General features: G+C 58.5%; 24 protein-coding genes and 1 pseudogene. 14 read left to right on the top strand and 11 right to left on the bottom strand.

Going from position 1 to position 23198, the window contains the following annotated elements; translation table 11 throughout:
• Positions 1–12 precede the first annotated feature (12 nt).
• The 4 genes from metA to Q1A75_RS00385 are packed head-to-tail and all read left to right on the top strand — an operon-like array spanning position 13 to position 3470.
• The gene (gene metA / locus Q1A75_RS00370; RefSeq protein ID WP_299546470.1) at positions 13–960 is read left to right on the top strand and encodes a homoserine O-succinyltransferase; all 948 of its coding nucleotides are present in this window, start codon (positions 13–15) and stop codon (positions 958–960) included.
• Between the two features lie 4 nt (positions 961–964).
• Positions 965–1936, top strand: a complete 972-nt coding sequence (locus tag Q1A75_RS00375; protein WP_299546472.1) for an alpha/beta hydrolase — start codon at positions 965–967, stop codon at positions 1934–1936.
• A gap of 54 nt (positions 1937–1990) precedes the next feature.
• The gene (gene ppk2 / locus Q1A75_RS00380) at positions 1991–2860 is read left to right on the top strand and encodes a polyphosphate kinase 2 (RefSeq protein ID WP_299546474.1); all 870 of its coding nucleotides are present in this window, start codon (positions 1991–1993) and stop codon (positions 2858–2860) included.
• Positions 2853–3470, top strand: coding sequence for a TetR/AcrR family transcriptional regulator (locus tag Q1A75_RS00385; protein WP_299546476.1), 618 nt, complete (start codon positions 2853–2855; stop codon positions 3468–3470). The genes ppk2 and Q1A75_RS00385 overlap by 8 nt, the downstream gene beginning before the upstream one ends.
• A gap of 43 nt (positions 3471–3513) precedes the next feature.
• Here the strand turns inward: Q1A75_RS00385 and Q1A75_RS00390 are convergent, their stop codons facing one another.
• Positions 3514–4695 (bottom strand): LLM class flavin-dependent oxidoreductase, encoded by a 1182-nt coding sequence (locus tag Q1A75_RS00390; protein ID WP_299546478.1) that lies wholly within the window; start codon positions 4693–4695, stop codon positions 3514–3516.
• A 308-nt stretch (positions 4696–5003) separates the two neighbouring features.
• Between Q1A75_RS00390 and Q1A75_RS00395 the strand changes: the two are divergent.
• Positions 5004–5876: pseudogene (locus Q1A75_RS00395) on the top strand (1-acyl-sn-glycerol-3-phosphate acyltransferase).
• A 52-nt stretch (positions 5877–5928) separates the two neighbouring features.
• On the opposite strand, the gene rpsI reads toward Q1A75_RS00395, so the two are convergent.
• Positions 5929–6417 carry a 30S ribosomal protein S9 gene (rpsI, locus tag Q1A75_RS00400; protein WP_299546480.1) on the bottom strand — a complete coding sequence of 163 codons (489 nt, stop codon included), beginning with the start codon at positions 6415–6417 and terminating at the stop codon, positions 5929–5931.
• A 2-nt stretch (positions 6418–6419) separates the two neighbouring features.
• Positions 6420–6881, bottom strand: a complete 462-nt coding sequence (gene rplM, locus Q1A75_RS00405; protein ID WP_189370545.1) for a 50S ribosomal protein L13 — start codon at positions 6879–6881, stop codon at positions 6420–6422.
• Between the two features lie 164 nt (positions 6882–7045).
• Here rplM and Q1A75_RS00410 point away from each other — a divergent pair, with 164 nt between their 5' ends.
• Both Q1A75_RS00410 and Q1A75_RS00415 read left to right on the top strand, forming a co-directional pair.
• Entirely contained in the window at positions 7046–7357 is a 312-nt protein-coding gene (locus Q1A75_RS00410) for a hypothetical protein (protein WP_299546482.1), read from the top strand.
• Positions 7357–8403 (top strand): hypothetical protein, encoded by a 1047-nt coding sequence (locus Q1A75_RS00415; protein WP_299546483.1) that lies wholly within the window; start codon positions 7357–7359, stop codon positions 8401–8403. The genes Q1A75_RS00410 and Q1A75_RS00415 overlap by 1 nt, the downstream gene beginning before the upstream one ends.
• Here Q1A75_RS00415 and Q1A75_RS00420 read toward each other — a convergent pair.
• A complete protein-coding gene (locus Q1A75_RS00420) occupies positions 8400–9815 on the bottom strand; it encodes a PLP-dependent aminotransferase family protein (RefSeq protein WP_299546484.1) in 1416 nt (471 codons plus the stop codon). The genes Q1A75_RS00415 and Q1A75_RS00420 overlap by 4 nt on opposite strands.
• 93 nt (positions 9816–9908) lie before the next feature.
• Between Q1A75_RS00420 and Q1A75_RS00425 the strand changes: the two genes are divergently transcribed.
• A complete protein-coding gene (locus Q1A75_RS00425) occupies positions 9909–10142 on the top strand; it encodes a DUF1127 domain-containing protein (protein ID WP_299546486.1) in 234 nt (77 codons plus the stop codon).
• A gap of 58 nt (positions 10143–10200) precedes the next feature.
• On the opposite strand, the gene Q1A75_RS00430 is transcribed toward Q1A75_RS00425, so the two are convergent.
• Positions 10201–10638, bottom strand: coding sequence for a PaaI family thioesterase (locus Q1A75_RS00430; RefSeq protein WP_299546488.1), 438 nt, complete (start codon positions 10636–10638; stop codon positions 10201–10203).
• 57 nt (positions 10639–10695) lie between these two features.
• On the opposite strand from Q1A75_RS00430, the gene Q1A75_RS00435 reads away from it, so the two are divergent.
• From Q1A75_RS00435 to gluQRS, 4 genes are all read left to right on the top strand, one after another.
• Positions 10696–11481: an enoyl-CoA hydratase gene (locus Q1A75_RS00435; RefSeq protein WP_299546490.1), complete on the top strand. Its 786-nt coding sequence runs from the start codon at positions 10696–10698 to the stop codon at positions 11479–11481.
• 546 nt (positions 11482–12027) lie between these two features.
• A complete protein-coding gene (gene trmFO, locus Q1A75_RS00440) occupies positions 12028–13380 on the top strand; it encodes a methylenetetrahydrofolate--tRNA-(uracil(54)-C(5))-methyltransferase (FADH(2)-oxidizing) TrmFO (RefSeq protein ID WP_299546492.1) in 1353 nt (450 codons plus the stop codon).
• Between the two features lie 40 nt (positions 13381–13420).
• Positions 13421–14026 (top strand): methyltransferase domain-containing protein, encoded by a 606-nt coding sequence (locus tag Q1A75_RS00445; RefSeq protein WP_299591793.1) that lies wholly within the window; start codon positions 13421–13423, stop codon positions 14024–14026.
• On the top strand, positions 14023–14949 hold the full coding sequence (gene gluQRS, locus Q1A75_RS00450) for a tRNA glutamyl-Q(34) synthetase GluQRS (RefSeq protein ID WP_299552851.1): 927 nt from the start codon (positions 14023–14025) through the stop codon (positions 14947–14949). The genes Q1A75_RS00445 and gluQRS overlap by 4 nt, the downstream gene beginning before the upstream one ends.
• Before the next feature lie 7 nt (positions 14950–14956).
• Here gluQRS and hisI read toward each other — a convergent pair whose 3' ends face one another.
• Positions 14957–15319, bottom strand: a complete 363-nt coding sequence (gene hisI / locus Q1A75_RS00455; RefSeq protein ID WP_299552848.1) for a phosphoribosyl-AMP cyclohydrolase — start codon at positions 15317–15319, stop codon at positions 14957–14959.
• 75 nt (positions 15320–15394) lie between these two features.
• Between hisI and Q1A75_RS00460 the strand changes: the two genes are divergently transcribed.
• Complete coding sequence (locus tag Q1A75_RS00460) at positions 15395–15847, top strand: iron-sulfur cluster assembly scaffold protein (RefSeq protein ID WP_299552845.1); 453 nt, start codon at positions 15395–15397, stop codon at positions 15845–15847.
• 383 nt (positions 15848–16230) lie between these two features.
• Here the strand turns inward: Q1A75_RS00460 and Q1A75_RS00465 are convergent, their stop codons facing one another.
• The 5 genes from Q1A75_RS00465 to Q1A75_RS00485 all read right to left on the bottom strand — a co-directional run bounded on the left by Q1A75_RS00465 (position 16231) and on the right by Q1A75_RS00485 (position 21905).
• Positions 16231–16359, bottom strand: a complete 129-nt coding sequence (locus Q1A75_RS00465; RefSeq protein ID WP_299552842.1) for a hypothetical protein — start codon at positions 16357–16359, stop codon at positions 16231–16233.
• 100 nt (positions 16360–16459) lie between these two features.
• A complete protein-coding gene (recG, locus tag Q1A75_RS00470; protein WP_299552839.1) occupies positions 16460–18547 on the bottom strand; it encodes an ATP-dependent DNA helicase RecG in 2088 nt (695 codons plus the stop codon).
• Complete coding sequence (gene ligA, locus Q1A75_RS00475; protein ID WP_299552835.1) at positions 18544–20661, bottom strand: NAD-dependent DNA ligase LigA; 2118 nt, start codon at positions 20659–20661, stop codon at positions 18544–18546. The genes recG and ligA overlap by 4 nt, the downstream gene beginning before the upstream one ends.
• A 147-nt stretch (positions 20662–20808) precedes the next feature.
• Complete coding sequence (gene ctrA / locus Q1A75_RS00480; protein WP_299552832.1) at positions 20809–21528, bottom strand: response regulator transcription factor CtrA; 720 nt, start codon at positions 21526–21528, stop codon at positions 20809–20811.
• Between the two features lie 98 nt (positions 21529–21626).
• Positions 21627–21905 (bottom strand): DUF1153 domain-containing protein, encoded by a 279-nt coding sequence (locus tag Q1A75_RS00485; RefSeq protein WP_299552829.1) that lies wholly within the window; start codon positions 21903–21905, stop codon positions 21627–21629.
• 127 nt (positions 21906–22032) lie between these two features.
• Here Q1A75_RS00485 and mnmA point away from each other — a divergent pair, with 127 nt between their 5' ends.
• Entirely contained in the window at positions 22033–23172 is a 1140-nt protein-coding gene (gene mnmA, locus Q1A75_RS00490) for a tRNA 2-thiouridine(34) synthase MnmA (RefSeq protein ID WP_299552826.1), read from the top strand.
• Positions 23173–23198: the final 26 nt, after the last annotated feature.

Consider the following 23198-nt stretch of genomic DNA (forward strand, 5'->3'; position numbering starts at 1 on the left):
AAGATCCGAGCCATGCCTATCAAGTTACCATCGACCCTGCCCGCCTATGACGTTCTGACGAACGAGGGCGTGATGGTGATGGACGAGGAACTGGCCAGCCATCAGGATATCCGCCCACTCAAGATCGGGCTACTCAATCTGATGCCCAAAAAGATCCAGACCGAAACGCAGTTTGCCCGGCTGATTGGGGCAACGCCGCTGCAGATCGAGCTGACGCTGATCCGCATGTCAGATCACGAGACAAAGAACACCGCTGCCGAACACATGGAAAGCTTCTACCGCCCCTTTCAAGAGGTGAAGACCCAGAAGTTTGACGGGCTAATCATCACGGGTGCGCCGATCGAACACCTCGATTTCGAAGATGTCGATTACTGGAGCGAGCTGGAAGAGGTCATGGATTGGACCCAGACCAACGTGCATTCCACCTTTGGCGTGTGCTGGGGTGGTATGGCGATGCTGCATCACTTCCACAAGGTGCCCAAGCACCTGCTTGGGTCGAAACTGTTTGGGGCCTACCGCCACGCAAACCTATCACCTGCCTCACCCTATCTGCGCGGGTTTTCGGACGATTGCGTCGTCCCGGTGTCCCGCTGGACAGAGGTACGTGCCCCGGAAGTCGCGGCCGCCGGCCTGCCCATTTTGCTTGGATCGGACCTGACCGGTCCGTGTCTGATCGAGGATCCGGCGCACCGCGCGCTCTATATCCTGAACCACTTCGAATATGACAGCGACACGCTGAAACAGGAATATGATCGCGATCTGGCCAGTGTGCAGGTCGAGGGCGCAGAGATTGCCCTGCCCGTTGGCTATTTCCCCAGCGACGACCCCACGCAGATGCCCGCCAACCGTTGGCGCAGCCATGCGCATCTTCTGTATGGCAATTGGCTGTCCGAGATTTATCTCACCACCCCGTACGATATGAATCGGATCGGGCAGGATCGCACCGATCTGCGGGGGTAAGGAAATGAAGACGTTGTTGGTTCTGTTGGTCGTGCTGACCATTGTCGGCATTGGCACCGTGCAATTCTTGGCCCAGAAACGTGAACGCGATGCGGCGGCGCACTATCCGCCTCAGGGTATGTTGATCGATATCGACGGAGTGACCGTGCATGCCGAACAAATGGGCCAGGGTCCCGACCTTGTGCTGGTGCATGGTGCCTCGGGCAGCACGCGTGATTTCACGTTTGCCTTCGCCGATCTGCTGAAGGACCGCTACCGGATCACGATATTGGACCGTCCCGGCCTTGGCTGGACCGACCGTGCCGCACCGCAATATAATCGGGTCTGGAGCAATGCCCACGAAGATCCAATCACGCAGGCGCGGCTTTTGCGTGCCGCCACACAGCAACTGGGTGTCGAGAACCCGATTGTTCTTGGCCATTCCTTTGGTGGCATCGTGGCGCTCGCATGGGCGGTCGAGTTCGACGATCTGGCTGGTGTCGTATCTGTTGCGGGCGTTGCAAATCCCTGGCCAGGCAAGCTGGGCTGGACTTACACCATCGGCGGAACTGCTGCAGGCGGTGCGCTGGTGATTCCTCTGCTTTCAGCGTTTGTGCCGCAAACCTATGTCGACGCCACTGTCGCCAGCATCTTCGAGCCCCAAAGCGCGCCAGACGGATATCTGGTCCATGTCGGGTCAGCCATGACCTTGCGCCGCAATGCAATGCGCGCCAACACGCGTCAAGTGAACTGGCTGCGCCCGCATGTTGTCGATCTGTCCGCGCGCTATGGTGAGATTGCCGAACCGGTCGAGGTCGTGCACGGCGACGCAGACACGATCGTTCCGTTGGACGTGCATTCCATCAAACTGCCCGACCAGATTGGCAGCGCAAACCTGACGGTTCTGCCCGGTGTGGGACATATGCCGCACCATACCCACGCGGGTGAAGTTATTGCCGCAATTGACCGTATCGCAGACCGTGCGGGTTTGCGTTAACCGTCCGTCTCGCCCATATTACATGTTAAGAGCAGTAACTTGGGGTCTCGGACCATGAGCCTTCCCTTTGATGGCGCAATCAGTGAATTTTTCGAGACCGGTGCGCCCGATGATATTCGGGACAAGATCCGCACCGCGGACAAGGACGACATCCTGACACCCACCTACCCGCACGACGAGCGAATGGGCAAAAAGGCGTATGAGCGCCAGATGGATGCGCTACAGATCGAACTGGTCAAGATGCAGAACTGGGTGTCGAACACCGGCGCCCGTGTTGCCTGCATTTTCGAAGGCCGCGACGCGGCTGGCAAAGGCGGCACGATCAAGCGCTTCCGCGAAAACCTGAACCCGCGGGGTGCCCGCGTCGTAGCCCTGTCAAAACCAACTGAGACGGAGGCGTCGGAATGGTATTTTCAGCGCTACATCCGCCAGATGCCCGCGGGGGGGGAGATCACCTGTTTCGACCGCAGCTGGTACAATCGCGGCGTTGTCGAACACGTGTTCGACTTCTGCACGCCAAAACAGCGGGAACACTTCTTTGTACAGGTGAACCCGTTTGAATCCATGTTGGTGGATGACGGTATTCACGTCTTCAAGTTCTGGCTAAACGTCTGCCGCGGTGAACAGTTGCGTCGAATGATGCAGCGTGAACGTGATCCGCTCAAGCAATGGAAGCTCAGCTGGATTGATGTTGAGGGCCTGAACAAGTGGGATGCCTACACCAGTGCAATCCGGGAAACCCTTGATCGCAGCAATACCAGCCATGCACCATGGACCGTGGTCAGGTCAGATGACAAGAAACGTGCGCGTTTGAATGCGATACGTACCGTTCTGCACGGCCTTGATTACACGAACAAAGACCCACAAGCCATTGGTAAGATAGAAAAAGAAATCTGTGGCGGATCGGATATCTGGGATGCCTAAACGCGGCTACCACCACGGTAATCTGCGCCAGGCCCTGATCGAAGCTGCCCTGCAGTTGATCGAACACAAGGGCCCCACCGGGTTCACGCTGTCCGAGGCGGCCAAGCAGGCGGGCGTAACCCCAGCCGCTGTCTATCGTCATTATGAAGGGCGTGAGGATCTGATCGCGGAATGCGCACGCCAGGGCTATGGGATTTTTGCAGATCTGATGGAGCACGCGTACCAGTCAGGGCAACCGTCGGCACTGGCGGCTTTCGAAGCCACCGGGCGTGCCTATCTTGCCTTTGCCCGTCGTTTTCCCGGCCACTACATTGCCATGTTCGAAAGTGGTATTTCGACCAATCGCACACCCGAACTGGCGGATGTGGTCACACGTGCGAACCACGTATTGGAAAAGGCGGCTGCGGATCTCTCCGAGCATATCCCAGAGGACAAGCGCCCACCCGCGTCGATGTTCTCGGCCCATATCTGGGCTTTGAGCCACGGGGTGGTTGAACTGTTTGCACGCAACTCACCCGGCACAACATCGCCCTTCCCGCCCGAGGATTTGCTGGAAACCGGGATCGGTATCTACCTACGTGGGCTTGGCCTGATCCGGCCGGACAGCTAAGGCGTCGCTTTTACGCCAACAAGAGCAACGCCTGCAAGCAAGCCTATTCCGCTGGCTCGTTGGTGTGCCGGGCCTCTTTCTCGGCAGCGTATTTGGCCTGTGCCGTCTCGACAGCTTTCATGTGAATGTCCGCCAGTTCTGGGCGCAGCTTTTGCGCACGCATGGCTGCATTCATGGTGGACAGATGCTGGCCCTGGAAATGTGGGAACACTTCACGCGTGATCAGGTCGTAGGACTTTTTGGTCGCTTCGAAATTGGCCCAATTGTGCGCGAGCATCAGGTAAGCACCAAAGCCACCATTCGACTGTTTCCAGAGCCGATCAATTTGCGCTTTGCACATTTCCGGTGTGCCGATGGCACCAAAGCCGCTGTCGTTGATGAAGTCGATCATCTCTTTTGCGTTCTGCCCTGGCATCGACATTTGCGGGAACGCCGCGATTTCCTGGAAATAGTTGAACCAGTGTTCAATCCCGTATTCCACGTCGCGCCGCGCCTGTTCTGCAGTCTCGGCAATGTGGCACAACCCCACCAGGCGCCATTTTGAGCGGTCGGGTGTGTGGCCGTGATGTTTGGCCTCCTCCTCAATCACATCCCAATGCAGGGCCAACGCGTCGAATCCGGCAGCCGTTGTGGCCCCGATCGAGATCAGGCCGGTGCCGTATTTACCGGCCAGTTTCGGTCCGGTGGGCGAGGCAACCGCAGCCGTCGCAAGGTCTAAGTTAGAATAGGGCCGCAGATGCAGGCGCGCGTCTTTCAACACCCACCTGTCATTTTCAAAATTGACAGGCTCATCCAAACGCAGCAGCCGGGTGATGACATCCAGGCCATCAGCAAGCAAGCCACGGGTGTCCTTCTGGCTGAGACCGATCATTGCCGCATCGGTGGGCAGTGACCCGGGCCCAAGGCCAAGCATCGCACGTCCGCGGGTAAGGTGATCAAGCTGCACGATCTTTTCAGCCACCCACAAGGGGTTGTGATAGCTGACCGATACAACACCCGTGCCCAGCTTGATCCGGCGGGTACGAGGTGCTGCCGTTGCGATCATGAGCTCGGGGCTGGCCGAAATTTCGGAACCGGCAGAGTGGTGTTCACCAAACCAGGCCTCGTCATAGTCGCACCGATCGAGCCATTGAACCAATTCAAGATCCTGTTCGAGCGCGAGTGTCGGATTGATGCCCGGCTTGTGAAACGGGGCAAGAAAGATGCCAAAGCGCATCCGGTCCATGGTGTTTCCTCCCAGATAGAATTTTGGTGACGTTGGGTCAGCGTACGGCAGTGTACCTTCCTCGCAAAACCAATTCTGGGTTGTAGGCCGACTTTCGCGAGCCACAACCACGGTGCGGGTGTACGCCGGACGCAACCATTATCGGCGGGCAGCGCCACTGTGTTACTGCTCAAATTGGCACGACTTCAGGTTCTGATCAGCAATGCTCTGCCGGCAAAGCACGCGTGCTTCGGCCAGCCCTTGCCCGACACAGTAGTTTTACAAAGCTGTCACTCACCTGTCGTGAAACAGCGATCAAAGCTGCATGCATGAAAGAGCGCTTGGACCCGTTGGTAGCTGAACGCGCCCCATGGCTGTTCCGCTCCGGAACAGTCAATCGATTTGCGCGGCGCACACTAATGTCTCTGTTGCGCTATGATCGGACAATTGATCTGGCATCGGATTTGCAGCACCAAAAGGCCAATGCATTGATGCTGCACGTCGGAGATTTACTGGCGCAAGATGTGAAGGTGGCGGGTTTACACAATGTGCCACGGACCGGATCGGCCATCGTCGTCGCAAACCACCCGACCGGCATTGCAGACGGTATCATGCTGCATCATGCGCTGGCCCCCTTGCGCCCGGATATGTTCTTTTACGCAAATGCCGACATTCTGCGCGTGTTGCCACAATTGTCCGAAATGATTGCGCCAGTTGAGTGGCGCAAGGACAAGCGGTGTTACAGCAGGACGCGCACAACGATGACCTATACCCGCGAGGCCGTGGCGCGGGACCGATTGGGCATCATATTTCCTTCGGGCCGCTTGGCAAAACGGCGAGGCTTGCGGCTGTACGAGCGTCCGTAGATGGCGTCGGCCGCCATGATTGCCCGGAAATACGATTTACCGGTGATCCCGATCCATATCCATGCCAGCAATTCCGCGCTGTTCTACATTCTGGATCTCATCCACCCGACCTTGCGCGACATCACCCTGTTTCACGAGACACTGAACAAGGACCAACAGCCGTTTCGGATCACGGTGGGCGCGCCCATTCCAGCCGCCAGTCTGCCCCGCAACTCGGAAGACGGCATTGCGCTGTTGCGCCGAGAGCCCCTTATGCTCGGAGTCGACCCGACCGGAAGTGTTGAAGTGCGCCCGCGTTGGTACGTTGCGCGCAAGGCGACAGCACAGGTTTATTAAAACCAAAAAAGCCGCCCCGAAGGACGGCTTTTCCAGTGATTTGATCGCCAGCTTAACGCTTGGAGAACTGGAAGCTCTTACGCGCTTTGGCTTTACCGTATTTCTTACGCTCGACCACACGGCTGTCGCGGGTCAGGAAGCCCGCGGCTTTCAGCGCACCGCGCAGGGCGGGATCATAGAGCTGCAGCGCTTTCGAGATGCCGTGCTTGACTGCGCCGGCTTGACCCGACAGGCCGCCGCCCTTGACGGTAGCAGTCACGTCGAACTGGTCCTCGACACCCGCAACCTGGAAAGGCTGGCGCAGGATCATCTGCAGCACGGGGCGTGCAAAGTAGGTGTTCAGCTCTTTGCCGTTTACGGTGACCTTGCCGGAACCGGGCTTGATCCAAACACGGGCAACCGCATCTTTCCGTTTGCCGGTGGCGTAGGCGCGGCCAAACTCGTCACGGACGGGTTCGCGTGGCGTCATTTCGACTTCGACCGGGGCAGCGTCGCCAGCAACGGCTTGCAGGTCTTCGAGTGTGTTGATTTCGTCAGCCATCTTCAAGCGCTCCGGGTGTTTTTCTTGTTCATGGACTTCACGTCCAGAACTTCGGGGCTTTGTGCCTCATGCGGGTGCTCGGCACCGGCATAGACACGCAGGTTGGTCATAATCTGGCGGCTCAGACGGTTGCCGGGCAGCATCCGCTTGACGGCCAGGGTCACCACGCGTTCGGGATGCGCACCTTCAAGGATCTGTTCCTTGGTGCGCGACTTGATCCCGCCGGGGTGGCCGGTGTGCCAGTAGTGATGTTCCTGGCGCTTGTTGCCAGTCAACTGGATCTTGTCCGCGTTGATGATGATCACGTTGTCGCCACAGTCCATGTGGGGTGTGAACGACGGCTTGTGCTTGCCACGCAGACGCATGGCGACGATCGAAGCAAGGCGGCCCAGAACAACGCCCTCGGCGTCGATCAGGATCCATTTCTTGTCGATGTCCGCAGGTGTTGCGGTATAGGTTTTCATATGAGTGAATCCCTTGAAGGGTGGAATTTCGGATTGCGTGGTTATACAGCAGGGCAAATCTGCGTCAACGGCAGTAGGACGGTTTTAATCGAGCAGAATCATGTACTTGAAAATAAGGTATCAAAATACCCCATGCTGCAACTTGGATATTCGATATTGTGTTGATGGAACTGGCCGCACCTGCCCTTGCGGCTTTGGCTCTGTTGGTCTGTGCCACCGCTATCGGTACGCCCGCCATGCGCAAACTGATCACCGTCTATGAAGCCAAGCATGAACTGAAGCATGGGTCAGCTGGCTGGCTGCGATCGATCCGAGGTTGGTCGATGGTTGCATTCTGGCTGATGACCACTTGGTTCGTCGCCACCATCATTGGGGATTGGGCTTTGAATGGCGATCTCGGGGGGGCAATCGATCGCGGATGGCTGCGCCTGCGTATTTTGCTTGAGATTGCCATGGCCATCATGGAGTCCGACTGATGCACGACCTCAGCGCCGCGCAGTCCGAACTGCAATGCGCCAATTGCGCCGGGCAGTGTGTATATGACCCTGCGCAACAAGCATTGGTCTGCACCAGCTGCGCGACTCGGTTCGGGCTGGAGACCGACAATGATGATCGCGCCGCGCAAGAGTTCGATTTCGATCCCGACGCGTCAGAGGACGACGTGCCCGTCGTAGCCGAGACGCGCGCCCACCATTGCCAGACCTGCGGCGGAGACGTTGTATTTGTAGGCCAGACCTTGTCCGAGAGGTGCGCATATTGCGACGGACCGGTGATCCTGGCGACAAGTGACACAGGATACCAGACCAAGGCGCTGATCCCGTTTCGCGTCCCCGAATGCGATGCTCAAGCCGCCGCAGTGGGCTGGGTTGCAAGGCGGTGGGCCGCGCCATCCGACCTGAAGACTGTTGTGGCCAAAGCACGCGTGGCCGGGCTTTACGTCCCGTTCTGGACCTTCGACAGCAACGAAGCAGTGAACTATTGGGCCAAGTACAAGGTGCGCCGAAACAAGCGGACAGTTGTGCGGAAAACCTCCGGCGCGCTGCGCATCACCTTTGATGATCTGCTGGTCCCCGCCTCGCCCCATGTCACGCCACTGATCCGCGACGGCATCCTGCACGATTTTGAACCACGTCGCCTGCGTCCCTACCGCCCCGGTTATCTGGCCGGATTCGGAGCGGAGCGTCACCACCAATCCGTGGCCGAGGGGCTGGCGGAGAACGCCGATGACAAGGACCTGCTGATCCGCAACCGGATCAAGGGACATGTCGGAAAGTCAGGCGTACACGACGTACGTTACATCACCGACACGAGCGGCGTCCGATACAGGCGCATTCTATTGCCTGTCTGGATCTTGCATTACCAATACAAGGGCAAAGCCATGAAGGTCGTTGTTTGCGGAATGCAGGGACGCACCTATGGTGAACGTCCGTTTTCGTGGTCAAAGCTTGCGGGCTATGCAGCAGCTTTGTCGGCGCTGACCATTGTTTTTGGCCTCGGGTGGGGTGCTGGCGGACTGCTTTAGACCCCGATCTGATCTGGTGGGTTGTCGAGCAGGTCGCGCAACCGCTCGATTGCGGCTTCGAAGGATTGCAGGCTGACTCCGGCGTTGATGGCGATGCGCACAGCGTGCGGCGTGCGGGCGTCACGGCAGGCGTAGTCTTCGGCTGCGCGTATACCGACGCCCTGCTGGGACGCCGCCTGCACAAATGCACCAGCGCGCCAGCCCTCGGGCAACCGCAGCCACAGGAATGGCACGTCCTTGCGCCACACGATGTCATATCCGCCCAGAACATTGACTGCCCGCTGCACATACGTACCGATGCCCTTACGTGCGCTCGCCATGAGGTCGGGCAGTTCGGGATGCACAAGCAACAACGCGAACAGGTCCGTCATTGGCGTTGCCAGACCGAAAAAGGAATACTCTGCCGTGCGCCGCAGGACATTGGCGCGCCCCTTTGGCGCCACGGCAATGCCAAGGCGCAAGGCAGGTGTGATGGATTTCGAGATCGACGAAATGTACCAAGTCCGCTCCGGTACAATCATGCGGTAGCCTGGCGCCTGCGCCTGCCCCAGCCTGTAACAATCATCTTCAAGGATCTGCAGATCATGGCGCCGAGCGACGTCGGCAAGCTCCTCGCGCCGGGCCTGCGGGGTGAAACCGCATGTGGGATTGTGCACTTCGGGCGAGGTGCAAAAGACTTGTGCATCATGTCCCTTGGCTGCAGTTTCTAGTGCCTCCGGAATGACACCATGCGCGTCCATTGCGACGGGCACTGCGTCCGCACGCAGCAACTCGGCGGCCCGTCGAAAGCCCGGATAGGCCAGATCTTCGACCAGGATTGCCGGGCGTCGCCCCTTGAGAAGAGCCTGAAGGATCAAGAGAATCGCATTCTGCCCGCCATTCGCCAAAACGATGTCATCCGGTCCAAAAGATCCAATTGGCGCCCCTGCCAGCCACGCCGCCGAGGCCGTGCGCGCCTGCGCGCCGCCTGCCCGCGTCGGGTAATGCATGACGCCGGACGGAGGGTCTTGGGCCACATTGGCCAGAAGCCTGCGGATCAGGGTCGCCTGTCCGACACTTGGAAGATGGGGAGAGAACAGGTTGACGTTCCAGGTCTGAGCTTCGGCATTGTGCGTCGCGCTATCTACCTCTAGCGGGACGTCGGCATAAAGCGGCCCCTTTTCATCGGGTTGCGCCACGAAGGTGCCTCGCCCGACCTCTGCCGTCAGGGTCCCGTCATCAGTCAAAAGCGTGTAGGCGCGCGCCACCGTGCCGGGGGTAATCCCTAGGCTCCACGCCAAATCCCGGACAGGCGGCAGCTTGTCCCCCGGCGTCAAATCATGATCGGAAATGCGTTGACGGATGACGTGCATCACCGCCTTGTATTTCGGTCCCTGCCCATCCAGCAGTTCCGGTGACCAAATTGTACCCATTACAATGTTTCCGTAGCGTTACTTGCTTTCGCATTGTATCATTAAACCATGGCAATACCGCCACATTGTGTCAATACAATTTAGGAGATTCCCATGACACATCACACGCAAACGCCCGCCTCGCACCTGGCTTACCTGACTGCGCAAAACCGCATTCCGGCGACCTCGGTTGTCGCGCTGCGCATTGCTGTGATGCTGTCGAAATGGGCAGAGCGTCGTCGTAGCCGCCTGGCTTTGCGCCAGTTGGATCCACACTTGCTGCGCGACGTGGGACTGACACCCGCCGAGGCTGACTACGAGTCCTGGCGCGTGTTCTGGCGGGCGTGACATCCCCGTGGCACCTGCCAGACCTCTTCCTTACGGCCGGGCTTGTCCCGGCCGTTTTTTAAGCTTGCAAGTCAACGCCTTGAGGCGGAATAGCATAGGTCAAGCTCGCCCGCGCAACGGGCTTATCATCCCCCTCTGAAAACAGAAGCGCATCCGTTACAGATAACTGCTTGCCAAGCTTCAACAGGCGCCCACGGGCGATCAGGTCAACGCCCGCCTTGGGTTTACGCATGAAATCAATGGAGCAGTTGGTTGTCACGGCAAGTGCCCGCGGCCCGATACGCGCCAGCGTCACCATGTAGGCGGTCACATCCGCCAACCCGAACATCGCTGGTCCAGAGATTGTGCCACCCGGCCGCAAATGCCGCTCTTGTACCAAGAGGCGCAATACGACCCCCTCTTCCGTCACCTCTTCGACATGGAATTCGCCCGCAACTTCCAAAAACACCTTTTGCAGGAACGCGTTCATCTCAGACGCGGTCATCACAACTGTCATGCTTTTCCTTCCCTTATCCCTGCCCTAGGGTGAGACGCAAAGACGCTGGAGGGCAAGATGGCAATTCTGGAACGTGAGGTCACGGGCGCCGTGGTACATTTGCGCATGAACGCGCCCGACAGGTTGAACGCACTGTCCGACGAGATGATTGCCGAAGTGCATGGTGCCCTCGACGACGTGGCCAACGATAGCTCTGTGCGGGCCGTGGTGCTGTCAGGCGCAGGCAAAGCATTTTGTGCGGGACATGACCTGAAACAGATGACAGCCGGGCGTCAGGCGGTCGATGGCGGCACAGCCTATTTCAAGGATTTGTTCGATCGCTGCGCTGCGATGATGGCGCGCGTCCAGTCCCTACCCCAGCCAGTCATTGCGCAAGTTCACGGCATCGCGACTGCGGCCGGGTGCCAACTGGTGGCAACATGTGACCTGGCTGTTGCTGCACATGGGACACGGTTTGGTGTCAATGGCGTGAATATCGGTCTCTTCTGCTCAACTCCCATGGTGGCGCTGAGCCGAAACATTCCACGCAAACAGGCGTTCGAGATGTTAACCACGGGCGAGTTCATCGAAGCCGCGCGCGCCGTCGAGCTGGGTCTTGTTAACCATGCCGTGCCGATAGAAGAACTGCCAGATACAGCGCACCGCCTTGCCACCCGGATCGCCGACAAGCTTGGCAGCGCGGTCAAAGTCGGCAAGCAGGCGTTCTATGAACAACTGCAGATGCCGATAGGCCAAGCCTATGCGTATACAGGCGAAGTGATGGTGACCAACATGATGAACCCGGATACTATCGAAGGCATTGACGCGTTTATTGAAAAGCGTCCACCGGACTGGTCGCAATAACCCTGCAAAAGCGGATAAAATCCGATACGACTTTTGGTTGTTTCCAAATCGTGCACCGACTATTTCCAAGTTACGACTGGCAATTTGGGCGGAAATGAGGCACAAATTGGACACGGTTAACAAACCGATGACGATTTTGGGTCGCCGAGTGCGGAAGGTCCCTCCAGGTCAGCCTCTCTCTGACCGACCATCCCCGCAGCGGCGACCCCAAAAGCCTTCCTGAAAAATCCAAGATACTTCCCGAGCCACCGATAGGCGCCTTTCCTTAAGTGACCGGTCCGCAATTACCGGGTGGTGCCACGATTACAGGATCCTCGGGGCCACATGGCTCGCCGCTGATCGGATAGCGATCAGGCTCCTCACATGCTTGCAGCGCAAGGAGCGCCGAAACCACAAAACCTAGTCTGAGAAGTGTCATTTTTCTGTCCTGTGTTGTTGTACCTCCTGCTTAAATACGGCCAGATACGCTCGCATTGATCTTTGTCAAACTCCGCGGCCACCAGCACATGGATTGCGTGCTCGTCCCGCATGCCCTACATCCCCGCCATGACACAGATCCTTCACATCGTTGGCGGCGGCATGGCCGGGTCAGAAGCGGCCTGGCAGGCGGCAAGTATGGGCGTTCAGGTGGTGATCCACGAAATGCGGCCAAATGTGGCAACATTTGCGCATCAGACGGGGCTGCTTGGCGAAATGGTCTGCTCAAACTCGTTCCGGTCGGATGACAGCGAACAAAACGCTGTTGGCCTTCTGCATTGGGAAATGCGCCAAGCCAACGGGTTAATCATGCAAACTGCGGACAAACATCGTTTGCCGGCAGGTGGGGCGCTGGCGGTGGATCGCGATCCCTTTGCGCAAACAGTGACTGATACTCTGATGGCGCACCCGAACATTTCGGTCGAATACGGAGAGATCGCCGCCCTGCCCGATGACGGCCACTGGATCATCGCCACGGGCCCGCTAACATCGACGGCATTGGGTCAAGCAATTGCAGATGAGACCGGCGCAGAAGCACTGGCCTTTTTCGACGCCATTGCCCCCATCGTCTATTTCGACTCGATCAACATGGACAAGGCGTGGATGCAATCGCGCTATGACAAGGGCGAGACCGAGGAAGAGCGAACCGCCTATCTCAACTGCCCCATGACCAAGGACCAGTACGACAATTTCATCGATGCCCTGCTGGCCGCCGACAAGACAGAGTTCCACGAGGGCGAAACAGCTGGCTACTTTGATGGCTGTCTGCCCATTGAAGTGATGGCCGAGCGCGGCCGCGAAACACTGCGGCATGGCCCGATGAAGCCCGTGGGCCTGACCAATCCACACCAACCTGACGTCAAGGCGCACGCCGTCGTACAACTGCGGCGCGACAACAAGCTTGGCACGCTCTATAATATCGTCGGCTTCCAGACCAAGATGAGGTATGGCGCGCAGGCCGATGTTTTCAAAAGCATTCCAGGCCTTGAGGACGCGCGTTTCGCACGTCTCGGCGGGATTCACCGTAATACGTTCCTGAACTCACCCACATTGCTGACGGCCGATATGCGTTTGAAATCGCGCCCCAACGTCCGCTTTGCCGGACAGATTACCGGGGTCGAGGGATATGTCGAATCCGCGGCCATGGGTCTACTGGCGGGCCGCGCAGCGGCTACCGAACTCCTTGGTGGATCGCTAGACATGCCACCGCCCACCACAGCCATGGGCGCGTTGATCACACACATCACAGGTGGCGCGGAGGCCAAGACGTTCCAGCCGATGAACGTCAACTTCGGCCTGTTTCCTCCGGTCGAAGGGCTGCGGGGCGGTCGGCGTGGACGCAAGGACCGCTACAAGGCCTACACGGATCGGGCCAAGGCCGATTGGCAAGCCTGGCTCGCCCCACAGGCCGTCGCAGCCTAGACACTGGACGGACGCGGCAGTGACCAGTTATCCTACTGGCATGACGAAATTTCTGGACAGGGCCTACCAGGCGCGCGACGCGACCTCGACCCGGGCGCTCTATGATAATTGGGCCGCCAGCTACGAGGCCGAGGTGGCCGAGAACGGCTATGCCACGCCGGGCCGCTGCGCAGATGCGTTGAAGAAGTATGTATCCGATGTCTCTGCCCCGATCCTCGACTTTGGCTGTGGTACGGGGCTTTCCGGCCTTGCGCTGAAGCTTGCCGGGTTTCAAGCCATTGATGGCGTAGACCTCTCTGCCGAGATGCTTGAGGGTGCGCGGGCCAAGGGTGTTTACCGGCATCTTGACCAGATTGAAGCAGATAGTGGGTTGCCACGAAATGGCTATGCAGCCATGGCAGCGATCGGGGTCATCGGCGCCGGGGCCGCACCGATCGATGTTCTTCACACGCTGATGCGCGCGCTGCCCAAGGGCGGCAAACTGGTGTTCTCTTTCAATGACCACGCGCTGGAAGATCCCGCAAACGAAGGCGGTATCGCCGCGTGGACCGACTGCGGCGCGGCGCGCTTACTGTTCAAGGAACACGGCGATCACTTGCCTGGCATCGACTTGAACTCAACCGTATACGTGCTTGAAAAAGCGTGACCTTTACAAACCGGTTTGCACCATCCCCGACGGGACCTTTGCACCTTGGGCATGCGTATTCCGCGATGATCGCGCACGACATGGCGCGGGCTGAGAATGGTGTTTTCCTGCTGCGGATTGAGGACATCGATCAATCGCGCGCGCGCCCTGAATGGGAGGCCCAGATATATGACGATCTGCGCTGGCTGGGTATCGGCTGGGATGGGACAATACTGCGCCAATCAGACAACTTGCCCGCTTATGGCCGGGCACTTGATGAACTCTGGGATCGCGGTCTGATTTATCCCTGCACATGCAACCGCAAGGACATTCTGGCAGCGGTGTCGGCCCCACAAGAAGGCGCCCTGCTGGTCGGTCCGGATGGTGTTGTTTACCCCGGGACCTGCCGCAATCGTACACCTCTGCCCCGTCACACGACGCCGAGGCCAGACAACACCGCCCTACGTCTTGATTTGGGGCAGACACAGTTCGCCAGAAAAGAGTTCGATCACCGGATCACGCCAGACAAACCCCATGACAGACTTGCTGTGTCATTCATGGAAACCGGCTCTGGTCCAGACTGCCAAACAGGGCAGATCGACGTCTACTTGCATGATATGCAACACGGGATCGGGGACGTAGTCTTGGCGCGCAAGGACATGGGGACATCCTATCATCTCAGTGTGGTTCTGGATGACGCGGCTCAGGGCATTACACATGTGGTACGTGGCCAGGATCTTTTTGACGCGACCGCCATCCATGTCTTGCTCCAACGTCTGCTGGACCTCCCCACCCCCATATACCACCACCACCGCTTGATCCGAGACGACGCAGGCAAACGGCTCGCAAAGCGCGACGACGCGCGCGCCATCTCGAAATACCGAGCCGAGGGCGCCACTCCGAACGACATCAGGCAGATGGTTGGCCTTCATCCTGTCCAGTGAGCGGACGCTAACCCATCGGTGCCATCAACTCGATCTCGGCCCCATCGGTCACATCCGTGTAAAAACAGGTGCGCCGCCCTGTATGGCAAGCGGGTCCTGACTGATTAACCTGCATCAACAGACAATCGCGATCACAATCCACGCGTAGCGACACCAGCACTTGCACGTTGCCAGAGGTTTCGCCCTTCACCCAGAAGGCCTGACGCGAGCGCGACCAATAGGTGACACGGCCCGTCTCCAAGGTGTGCGCCACAGCTTCGGCATTCATCCACGCCATCATCAGCACCTCGTGACTGTTGGCATCCTGCGCAATGGCAGGGACCAGTCCCTGGTCGTTGTATTTCAGGCTGTTGGGATCGAAATCCGACATGGCAAAACCTTTTGCATCTGTGTCCGAGCCGCTTATGTAGGGGGAAACGACACACGACACCAGAGCGGAGGGGCCATGCCCGCCGATACCGACCTGATCAAGCTTTATTCCAGCCGCATTCTTGGGCTGGCTGCTGATATCCCACACCATGTACGGCTGGCCGATCCTCAGGCTACGGTCAAGAAACGATCGCCCCTTTGCGGCTCCACCGTGACCATCGATGTAGCGGTGGAAGACGGACGTATCACTGCCTTTGGTCAGGACGTCAAAGCATGCGCCTTGGGACAGGCTGCGGCTGCCGTCACAGGCGGGGCAGTCATAGGCTGCACACTGGACGAAGTGCTCGCTGCGCGCGATGCCTTGCGCGCAATGTTGAAATCAGGCGGCCCAGTCCCGCCCGCCCCGTTTGACGGGTTCGAAGTGTTGGAACCTGCGCGCGACTACAAGAATCGACATGCGTCAATCCTGTTGAGTATCGAAGCCACGGCCGAGGCTATGGAACAGGCATTACAGTCAGATTGTGCCTGACATCGGCTCTGGGCACAGCTCGACGAGTTCGGTAGCAACTCTGTGTCTCTGCTAAACCAGTTGAGGTTCCAAGGAGCCTGGACCGCCCATATTTCAAAAGCATCTATCCCCCGACATCACCACGATTTTGCGCACTCGAACGGGTGAATGCCCTGAGACATGGCATGGCGCCTGGACTGAACGGGAGCGTTTGCACCGCACTCGCAAAAAAAAGCGCCGCACATCCGGGCGGATGGCGGCGCGAGGAAAGCGTCTCTTGCGTGGGACAGATCCAAACCCCGCGGGAAACGGGGCGCGTTCAGGCGGCAGGCAGAGCCGGTGAAACGCGGGACAGCACCTGGGACGGGCGCGGTATGGGATCAAGCAAGATCGCAGGCAGAAACTCAGATCAAAGACGGCAGGTGCAGCCCCACAACCAGCATCACAGTCAGGGCAGCAGCGCCCGCAGCATCCTGAAGCAACGTGGCTTCGGCGCGGGAGGCGATATCCTTGATTTGGCGCAACGTGGTCATATCGGCATCTCCATCTTCGAGTTGCCTCTTTGTTCTCATATTCTTAACGATGTGTAAAGAACTTTTTGAGAACATTTGCGAACTTTTCGGAACAAAACGCCTAACCCACTGAAATCAAACGGATCGCTTCGTCCTGCCTCATAAGCCACAACAGAACGCGCGCCGCCTGTCCCCGTGGGGACAAAAGCTCTGGGTCTTCATTCAGCAACTTACGCGCATCCGATTGCGCAACAGCCATCAATCCCGCCTGTCGATCCAGATCCGCGATCTGGAATCGCGGCACCCCGGATTGCGCTGTGCCGATCAGATCGCCATGCCCGCGCATTTGCAAATCAGTCTCCGCAATACGAAACCCGTCTTCAGTCTCCCGCAGTACTTCCAGCCGCTTTTGCCCGGCATCTGACAACGGGGATTGATAGAGAAGCAGGCAGGTCGATGCCGCCTCTCCCCGCCCCACGCGGCCCCGCAACTGGTGCAACTGGGCCAGACCGAATGTCTCTGCGCGCTCGATCACCATGATCGTGGCGTTGGGGATGTTCACGCCAACCTCGATCACCGTAGTAGCGACCAGCACGCCGGTTTCTCCCGCCTGGAACCGGGCCATGGCCGCATCTTTTTCAGCGGGTGGCATCTGACCATGCACCAGCCCCACGCGCCCCTCGCCCAAAATGGCACGCAGGCGCTTGAACCGTTCTTCGGCAGCGGTCAGATCGACGGCTTCGCTCTCCTCGACCAAGGGACAGACCCAGTAGCACTGCCGTCCTTCGTCCATCGCGGCTTGCAATCGGCCAACCACCTCGTCCATCCGTCCCGTGCTGACCATGGCGGTCTTGATCGGTTTGCGTCCGGGCGGCTTTTCGTCAAGCACAGACACGTCCATATCGCCATATTGCGCAAGTGCCAGCGAACGCGGGATCGGCGTTGCGGTCATCACCAGCACATCTGCTGACGCACCTTTTTTACCTAGGGCCAAACGCTGCCGCACACCAAAGCGGTGCTGTTCATCCACGATAGCCAGCCTCAAGTCACGAAACACGACGTCGTCCTGAAAGACGGCATGTGTGCCCACCAGTATTTGAATGTCACCCCGCGCAAGGGCCGACAACTTGGCACGGCGCTCCGCCCCCTTGTCCCGCCCGGTCAGAAGCTCAAGCACCACGCCCGCGTCTTCGGCCAGGGGTTGCAATCCTTCCAAGTGCTGCCGTGCCAGAATCTCCGTAGGGGCCATCATCACACCCTGCCCGCCCGCTTCCACGGCAATTAGGAGCGCCATGAACGCCACCAGCGTCTTGCCTGCCCCCACATCCCCTTGCAAAAGACGATTCATGCGGGTGGACCGAGCCATGTCATCGGCAATCTCTGCAATGGCGCGTTCTTGTGCCCCCGTGGGTGCGTAGGGCAGCGCTGCGCGCACGCGGGCTTGATGCCTTTCCGTGCCTTTGGACACCAGCCCAACTGTCTTGCGCTCGGAGGCGCGCGCAAGTGCAAGTGTAAGTTGATGCGCCATTAACTCGTCATAGGCCAATCGTGTCTTTGCAACGGTATCCGGAGAAAGGTCACCCTGCGCCAGCGGCGTGTGCACGGCTGTCATTGCAGCAGCAAAATCAGGCCAGCGTTCTTGCTCAACTTGCCCCGGGTCAATCCACTCCGCCAATTGCGGCACACGGGTCAAGGCCGAGCGGGAGGCCTTGAACATCGTTTTTTGCGTGACCCCTGCCGTCAGAGGATACACCGGTTCGTAGGATGGAATATCCCCGATCTCGGCCTCGGGCAGGATGTGATCGGGGTGCACCATGTTGGCAATGCCATCGAACAGCTCGACCTTGCCCGATACGACCCGCGTGCTGCCTGTCGGCAAAACCTTACTCAGGTAGTCGCTGCGCCCGTGGAAAAAGACCAGTTGAAAGCTGGTCTGCGCATCCTCCACATGAATGCGATACGCCCCCCCTCGATTGCGGGCCGGATGATGCGCCCCCACAGTTACCTTGACCGTCAGCGTCTTCGGCAGTGCGGCCCCCTCAACCGTATCGCGCAACGCCCGGTCAACACCCGTGTGCGGCAAGGTGAACAGAAGGTCGCGCGGCGTGGTGATGCCCATTTGGCCCATATTCTGCGCCGTCTTCGGCCCGACACCCTCCAGGGCTTCAAGATCGGCAAACAGCGGGAATAGGATTTCGGGGCGACTCATGCCGTGCCAATCAGGTCCAGCCAACCATCTTCGTCGATGGTTTCAATGCCCAGATCCGCTGCTTTCTTCGCTTTCGACCCCGCCCCGGGACCAGCCACCAACAAGTCGGTCTTCGCGCTGACCGAGCCGGACACCTTGGCACCCAACGCTTCGGCCCGGGCTTTTGCCTCGGCGCGTGTCATCTTTTCGAGCGTCCCAGTGAAGACAACCGTCTTGCCAGCAACCGGACTGTCAGCAGTGTCGGGGCGCACCGCCTCTTCAATGTTCAGGTGCGCAACAAGGCGATCAATGCTGGCCAGTTCGGCCTGCTGGTTGAAGGTTGTTGCAAGTGATCCCGCCATAACCGCTCCGACACCATCAATACTGATCAGATCTTCCCATGCGTCATTGCCGTCTTCAGCGGTGCGCATCGCCACACTGAACGCCTCCCACATGCCATAGTGCGTGGCCAGCAGGTTGGCCGCCGCCTCGCCCACATGGCGGATCCCGAGGGCAAAGATCATACGCCCGAGTCCGATGTTGCGCCGCTCATCTATGGCATCAAACAGGTTTGTTGCCGATTTCTCGCCCCAGCCTTCGCGGTTTTTGAGTTGCTGCAGGCCTGTGCCGTAGCGATCGCGCAAGGTAAAGATGTCAGCCGGTTCCGCGATCCATTTGTCGGCGTGGAATTGTTCCACCTGCTTTGCACCCAGCCCGTCGATGTCAAAGGCGGCACGACTGACGAAATGTTTAAGCTTTTCGACCGCTTGCGCCGGGCAGATCAATCCACCCGTACAACGTCGCACGGCATCACCGGGCTCGCGCACTGCCTCGCTGTTACATTCGGGGCACCGGGTCGGCATGACATACGGCTGCGCATCCTTGGGCCGTTTTGACAGGTCCACATCTGCGACTTTTGGGATCACATCACCCGCGCGATACACCTGCACCCAATCGCCGACGCGGATGTCTTTGCCATCGCGAATCTGTTCACCCTTGTTGTCGCGGCCAGCAATGTAGTCTTCGTTGTGCAAGGTCGCGTTCGATACCACAACGCCGCCAACTGTGACGGGTGTCAGCCGGGCCACGGGGCTGAGTGCGCCAGTGCGACCCACCTGGATGTCGATAGCATCCAGCCGGGTCCAGGCCAGTTCCGCGGGGAACTTGTGGGCAATCGCCCATCGCGGCGTCGTGGACCGGAACCCGAGCCGCGATTGCAAACCCAGATCATTCACCTTGTAGACAACCCCGTCGATGTCATAGCCGAGCGTCGCGCGCTCCTGTTCGATTACCCGATAATGGCTGATCATCTCATCCGGCCCATCACACAGACGGGTAAGTGGATTTGTCTGGAACCCAAGGGCGTGCAGACGCTCAATCGCCCCCATTTGCGTATCCGCGAGCGGATCGGACAGCGCGCCCCAGGCGTAGGCAAAGAATCGAAGCGGTCGGGCGCGCGTGATGTTGGCATCCAGTTGACGCAATGACCCGGCTGCAGCGTTGCGCGGATTGGCAAAGGATTTTTGACCTGCGGCAGCCTGCCTGTCGTTCAGCGCTTCGAAGTCCGGATGCGACATGTACACCTCGCCCCGCACTTCCAAGACAGCCGGAGCGCCCTTGAGCTGATCAGGAATGTCCTCGATCGTACGCGCATTGGCTGTCACGTTTTCACCCACGGCGCCGTCACCGCGCGTTGCAGCCTGCACAAGAACCCCGTCTTCATAGCGCAAGGACAAGGACAAGCCGTCGATCTTCGGTTCTGCCGTGTACGTCAGTGACACATCGGACGTGAGGCCCAAATATTTGCGAATGCGGGCGTCGAACTCGGAAACATCGGCATCGTCAAACGCATTTGAGAGCGACAGCATGGCGACAGCGTGAGTGACCTTGGAAAACCCGTCGGCCACGGGTGCGCCGACTTGTTCACTGGGGCTGTCATCGCGCTTCAGATCAGGAAAACGGGCCTCGATCTCGGCATTGCGGCGCTTGAAAGCATCATATTCCGCGTCGCTGATGTCTGGTGCGTCGTCGGTATGATAGGCCAAGTTGGCCCGTGCCAAAATGTCTGCAAGACGCGCAAGTTCTTCCTTGGCCCCGTCCCGGGTTAGCGCGTCGATCTTGATGGTGTCCGTCACAAAGCATCCCCTGCCGTTGTCGCGCCAAGAGATAAGAGCCGAAGCGCAGGCGGTCCAGTCATTGATGCAAAACCAAGCGCGTGAAACGAAAAAGGGCCGCCACACCAATATGTGCGGCGGCCCTTCTTCGGAGGGTTGTAGCTGCCTCTAAGCGCCTATGGCCATTGGCGTGTTGTCCGTCATCTCCGATGGTTCGGGATCGCGCAGCACGTATCCACGGCCCCAGACGGTTTCGATATAATTCTGACCACCCGTTGCATTGCTGAGCTTCTTGCGCAGTTTGCAGATAAACACATCAATGATCTTGAGTTCCGGTTCATCCATCCCGCCATAAAGATGGTTCAGGAACATCTCTTTCGTCAGCGTGGTGCCCTTGCGCAGGCTGAGCAGCTCAAGCATCTGGTATTCCTTGCCGGTCAGATGCACCGTCTTGTTATCAACGCTGACCGTCTTGGCATCCAAGTTCACCGAGATATCGCCGGTGTCGATGACCGACTGCGAATGTCCCTTGGACCGGCGGATGATTGCATGAATACGTGCCACCAACTCTTCTCGGTGAAATGGCTTTGTCAGGTAGTCATCGGCGCCAAAGCCGAACCCTTTAATCTTGTTTTCGGTATCATCCGCGCCGGACAAGATCAGGATCGGTGTTTCGACACGTGCCAGACGCAGCTGGCGTAGTACCTCGTGACCATTCATATCAGGCAGGTCAAGATCGAGAAGGATTAGGTCGTAATCATAGAGCTTGGCCAGATCGATTCCCTCTTCCCCCAGGTCTGTCGCATAGACGTTCAGGTTCGCATGGGTCAGCATCAGTTCAATGCTTTTCGAGGTTGTCGGGTCGTCTTCTACAAGCAATACGCGCATTCTTCGGATCTCCACACAAGGGCGTTCGGGTGTTGAACTGAACGTGAACCGAAAAGGTTAACCACACGTTACCCTTGATGCAGTCGTATAATAACAACCTAAAGTTGTCTATATTTTTGTAACGTTGTTGCCTTCAACGCCTCCTCTCCGTGCGTCGAAACGGCGCGAATCCATTCATGGAATTCTTCTTCGCTTAACCCGTAGCGGTCGAGTGCAGCCTCCTGCGTGAGAAGGCCATAAAGCACACCGCGCACGACAGCCGCTTTGCGTGACGCGACCCACCGCCGTGTCGTGGCAGGAGGTAGATCCGCCTGCGTCAACACAGTTCCATCCGGCAGGGTTACAGCTCGTGGACCATCCACTTTCTTCAAATACATCACACACCGCTCATTATTCATGTTTGAGCAGAGCTTGGAGCGATTGCGTTTAATGCGCCGTTAAACGGGGCCTTGAGACTATTTCGGATTTTCATATATATGCGCCCAATCCCCTCGGAGATCTCCCATGCTTGACCAAAGCGGTCCGCTCAACTCATTGGGCTTTGCCAAAGCCCCAACTGACACTCGTGTCGTCGTCGCCATGTCTGGCGGCGTGGACAGTTCTGTTGTTGCGGCCGAACTGAAAAGCCAAGGCTATGATGTAGTGGGCGTGACATTGCAGCTTTACGATCACGGTGCAGCCCTTGCCAAAAAAGGCGCCTGCTGCGCGGGGCGCGACATCCATGATGCGCGCCGGGTGGCCGAAGAGATGAGCTTTCCCCACTATGTTCTCGACTACGAAAACGTATTTCGTGACGCGGTGATCGACGAATTTGCCGATAGCTATTTGGGTGGCGCCACGCCTGTGCCTTGCATTCGCTGCAACGAACGGGTGAAATTCAAGGATCTGCTTGAAACTGCTAAGGATCTCGAGGCTGACTGCATGGCAACCGGCCACTATATCCAACGCAAAATGGGTGCGCACGGGCCAGAGCTTCATTCTGCTGCGGACGCAGGTCGTGACCAAAGCTATTTCCTGTTTTCAACCACCGCGGAACAGCTGGACTACCTGCGTTTTCCACTGGGTCACCTTCCGTCCAAAGACGACACGCGCGCCTTGGCCGCAAAATACGGGTTGGGCGTAGCCGACAAGCCTGACAGCCAGGACATCTGTTTCGTGCCAAATGGCGATTACGCCTCTGTCATCCGCAAGCTGCGGCCCGAAGCGGCGGCGCCGGGTGACATTGTCGATCACAACGGACGCGTCCTGGGCAATCATGAGGGTGTGATCAACTACACGATTGGGCAACGGCGCGGTCTGGGCATCGGCGGCTTGGCAGACCCGCTTTTTGTCGTGAAGCTGGACGCTGAAAATCGGCAAGTTGTTGTCGGGCCAAAAGAGATGTTGGCCACCCGCACCATTCCCGTACGCGAAGTGAATTGGCTGGGTGACACCCGATTCGACAGCAAGGATGAATGGCATGTGGCCGTCAAAGTCCGATCCACCCGTCCGCCAACCGACGCTGTCATCCGCCCAATCAGTGCAACCGAAGCCACTGTAGAGCTTGCGGCAGCAGAAGCGGGCGTGTCCCCCGGGCAGGCCTGTGTGTTCTATGACCGCGACGGCAGTCGAATTTTTGGTGGTGGTTGGATCCACAAAGGATAGCCCCGTTGCCTTGTCAGAGGACGTTG

It is taken from the genome of uncultured Tateyamaria sp., from assembly GCF_947504105.1.
In the GTDB taxonomy this organism is placed as follows: domain Bacteria; phylum Pseudomonadota; class Alphaproteobacteria; order Rhodobacterales; family Rhodobacteraceae; genus Tateyamaria.

What these genes read in the sequence shown, in the direction of transcription:
- metA (WP_299546470.1), top strand. Translation starts at nt 13, where the DNA reads ATGCCTATCAAGTTACCATCGACCCTGCCCGCCTATGACGTTCTGACG.
- Q1A75_RS00375 (WP_299546472.1), top strand. Translation starts at nt 965, where the DNA reads ATGAAGACGTTGTTGGTTCTGTTGGTCGTGCTGACCATTGTCGGCATT.
- ppk2 (WP_299546474.1), top strand. Translation starts at nt 1,991, where the DNA reads ATGAGCCTTCCCTTTGATGGCGCAATCAGTGAATTTTTCGAGACCGGT.
- Q1A75_RS00385 (WP_299546476.1), top strand. Translation starts at nt 2,853, where the DNA reads ATGCCTAAACGCGGCTACCACCACGGTAATCTGCGCCAGGCCCTGATC.
- Q1A75_RS00390 (WP_299546478.1), bottom strand. Translation starts at nt 4,695, where the DNA reads ATGGACCGGATGCGCTTTGGCATCTTTCTTGCCCCGTTTCACAAGCCG.
- rpsI (WP_299546480.1), bottom strand. Translation starts at nt 6,417, where the DNA reads ATGGCTGACGAAATCAACACACTCGAAGACCTGCAAGCCGTTGCTGGC.
- rplM (WP_189370545.1), bottom strand. Translation starts at nt 6,881, where the DNA reads ATGAAAACCTATACCGCAACACCTGCGGACATCGACAAGAAATGGATC.
- Q1A75_RS00410 (WP_299546482.1), top strand. Translation starts at nt 7,046, where the DNA reads ATGGAACTGGCCGCACCTGCCCTTGCGGCTTTGGCTCTGTTGGTCTGT.
- Q1A75_RS00415 (WP_299546483.1), top strand. Translation starts at nt 7,357, where the DNA reads ATGCACGACCTCAGCGCCGCGCAGTCCGAACTGCAATGCGCCAATTGC.
- Q1A75_RS00420 (WP_299546484.1), bottom strand. Translation starts at nt 9,815, where the DNA reads ATGGGTACAATTTGGTCACCGGAACTGCTGGATGGGCAGGGACCGAAA.
- Q1A75_RS00425 (WP_299546486.1), top strand. Translation starts at nt 9,909, where the DNA reads ATGACACATCACACGCAAACGCCCGCCTCGCACCTGGCTTACCTGACT.
- Q1A75_RS00430 (WP_299546488.1), bottom strand. Translation starts at nt 10,638, where the DNA reads ATGACAGTTGTGATGACCGCGTCTGAGATGAACGCGTTCCTGCAAAAG.
- Q1A75_RS00435 (WP_299546490.1), top strand. Translation starts at nt 10,696, where the DNA reads ATGGCAATTCTGGAACGTGAGGTCACGGGCGCCGTGGTACATTTGCGC.
- trmFO (WP_299546492.1), top strand. Translation starts at nt 12,028, where the DNA reads ATGACACAGATCCTTCACATCGTTGGCGGCGGCATGGCCGGGTCAGAA.
- Q1A75_RS00445 (WP_299591793.1), top strand. Translation starts at nt 13,421, where the DNA reads ATGACGAAATTTCTGGACAGGGCCTACCAGGCGCGCGACGCGACCTCG.
- hisI (WP_299552848.1), bottom strand. Translation starts at nt 15,319, where the DNA reads ATGTCGGATTTCGATCCCAACAGCCTGAAATACAACGACCAGGGACTG.
- Q1A75_RS00460 (WP_299552845.1), top strand. Translation starts at nt 15,395, where the DNA reads ATGCCCGCCGATACCGACCTGATCAAGCTTTATTCCAGCCGCATTCTT.
- Q1A75_RS00465 (WP_299552842.1), bottom strand. Translation starts at nt 16,359, where the DNA reads ATGACCACGTTGCGCCAAATCAAGGATATCGCCTCCCGCGCCGAAGCC.
- recG (WP_299552839.1), bottom strand. Translation starts at nt 18,547, where the DNA reads ATGAGTCGCCCCGAAATCCTATTCCCGCTGTTTGCCGATCTTGAAGCC.
- ctrA (WP_299552832.1), bottom strand. Translation starts at nt 21,528, where the DNA reads ATGCGCGTATTGCTTGTAGAAGACGACCCGACAACCTCGAAAAGCATT.
- Q1A75_RS00485 (WP_299552829.1), bottom strand. Translation starts at nt 21,905, where the DNA reads ATGTATTTGAAGAAAGTGGATGGTCCACGAGCTGTAACCCTGCCGGAT.
- mnmA (WP_299552826.1), top strand. Translation starts at nt 22,033, where the DNA reads ATGCTTGACCAAAGCGGTCCGCTCAACTCATTGGGCTTTGCCAAAGCC.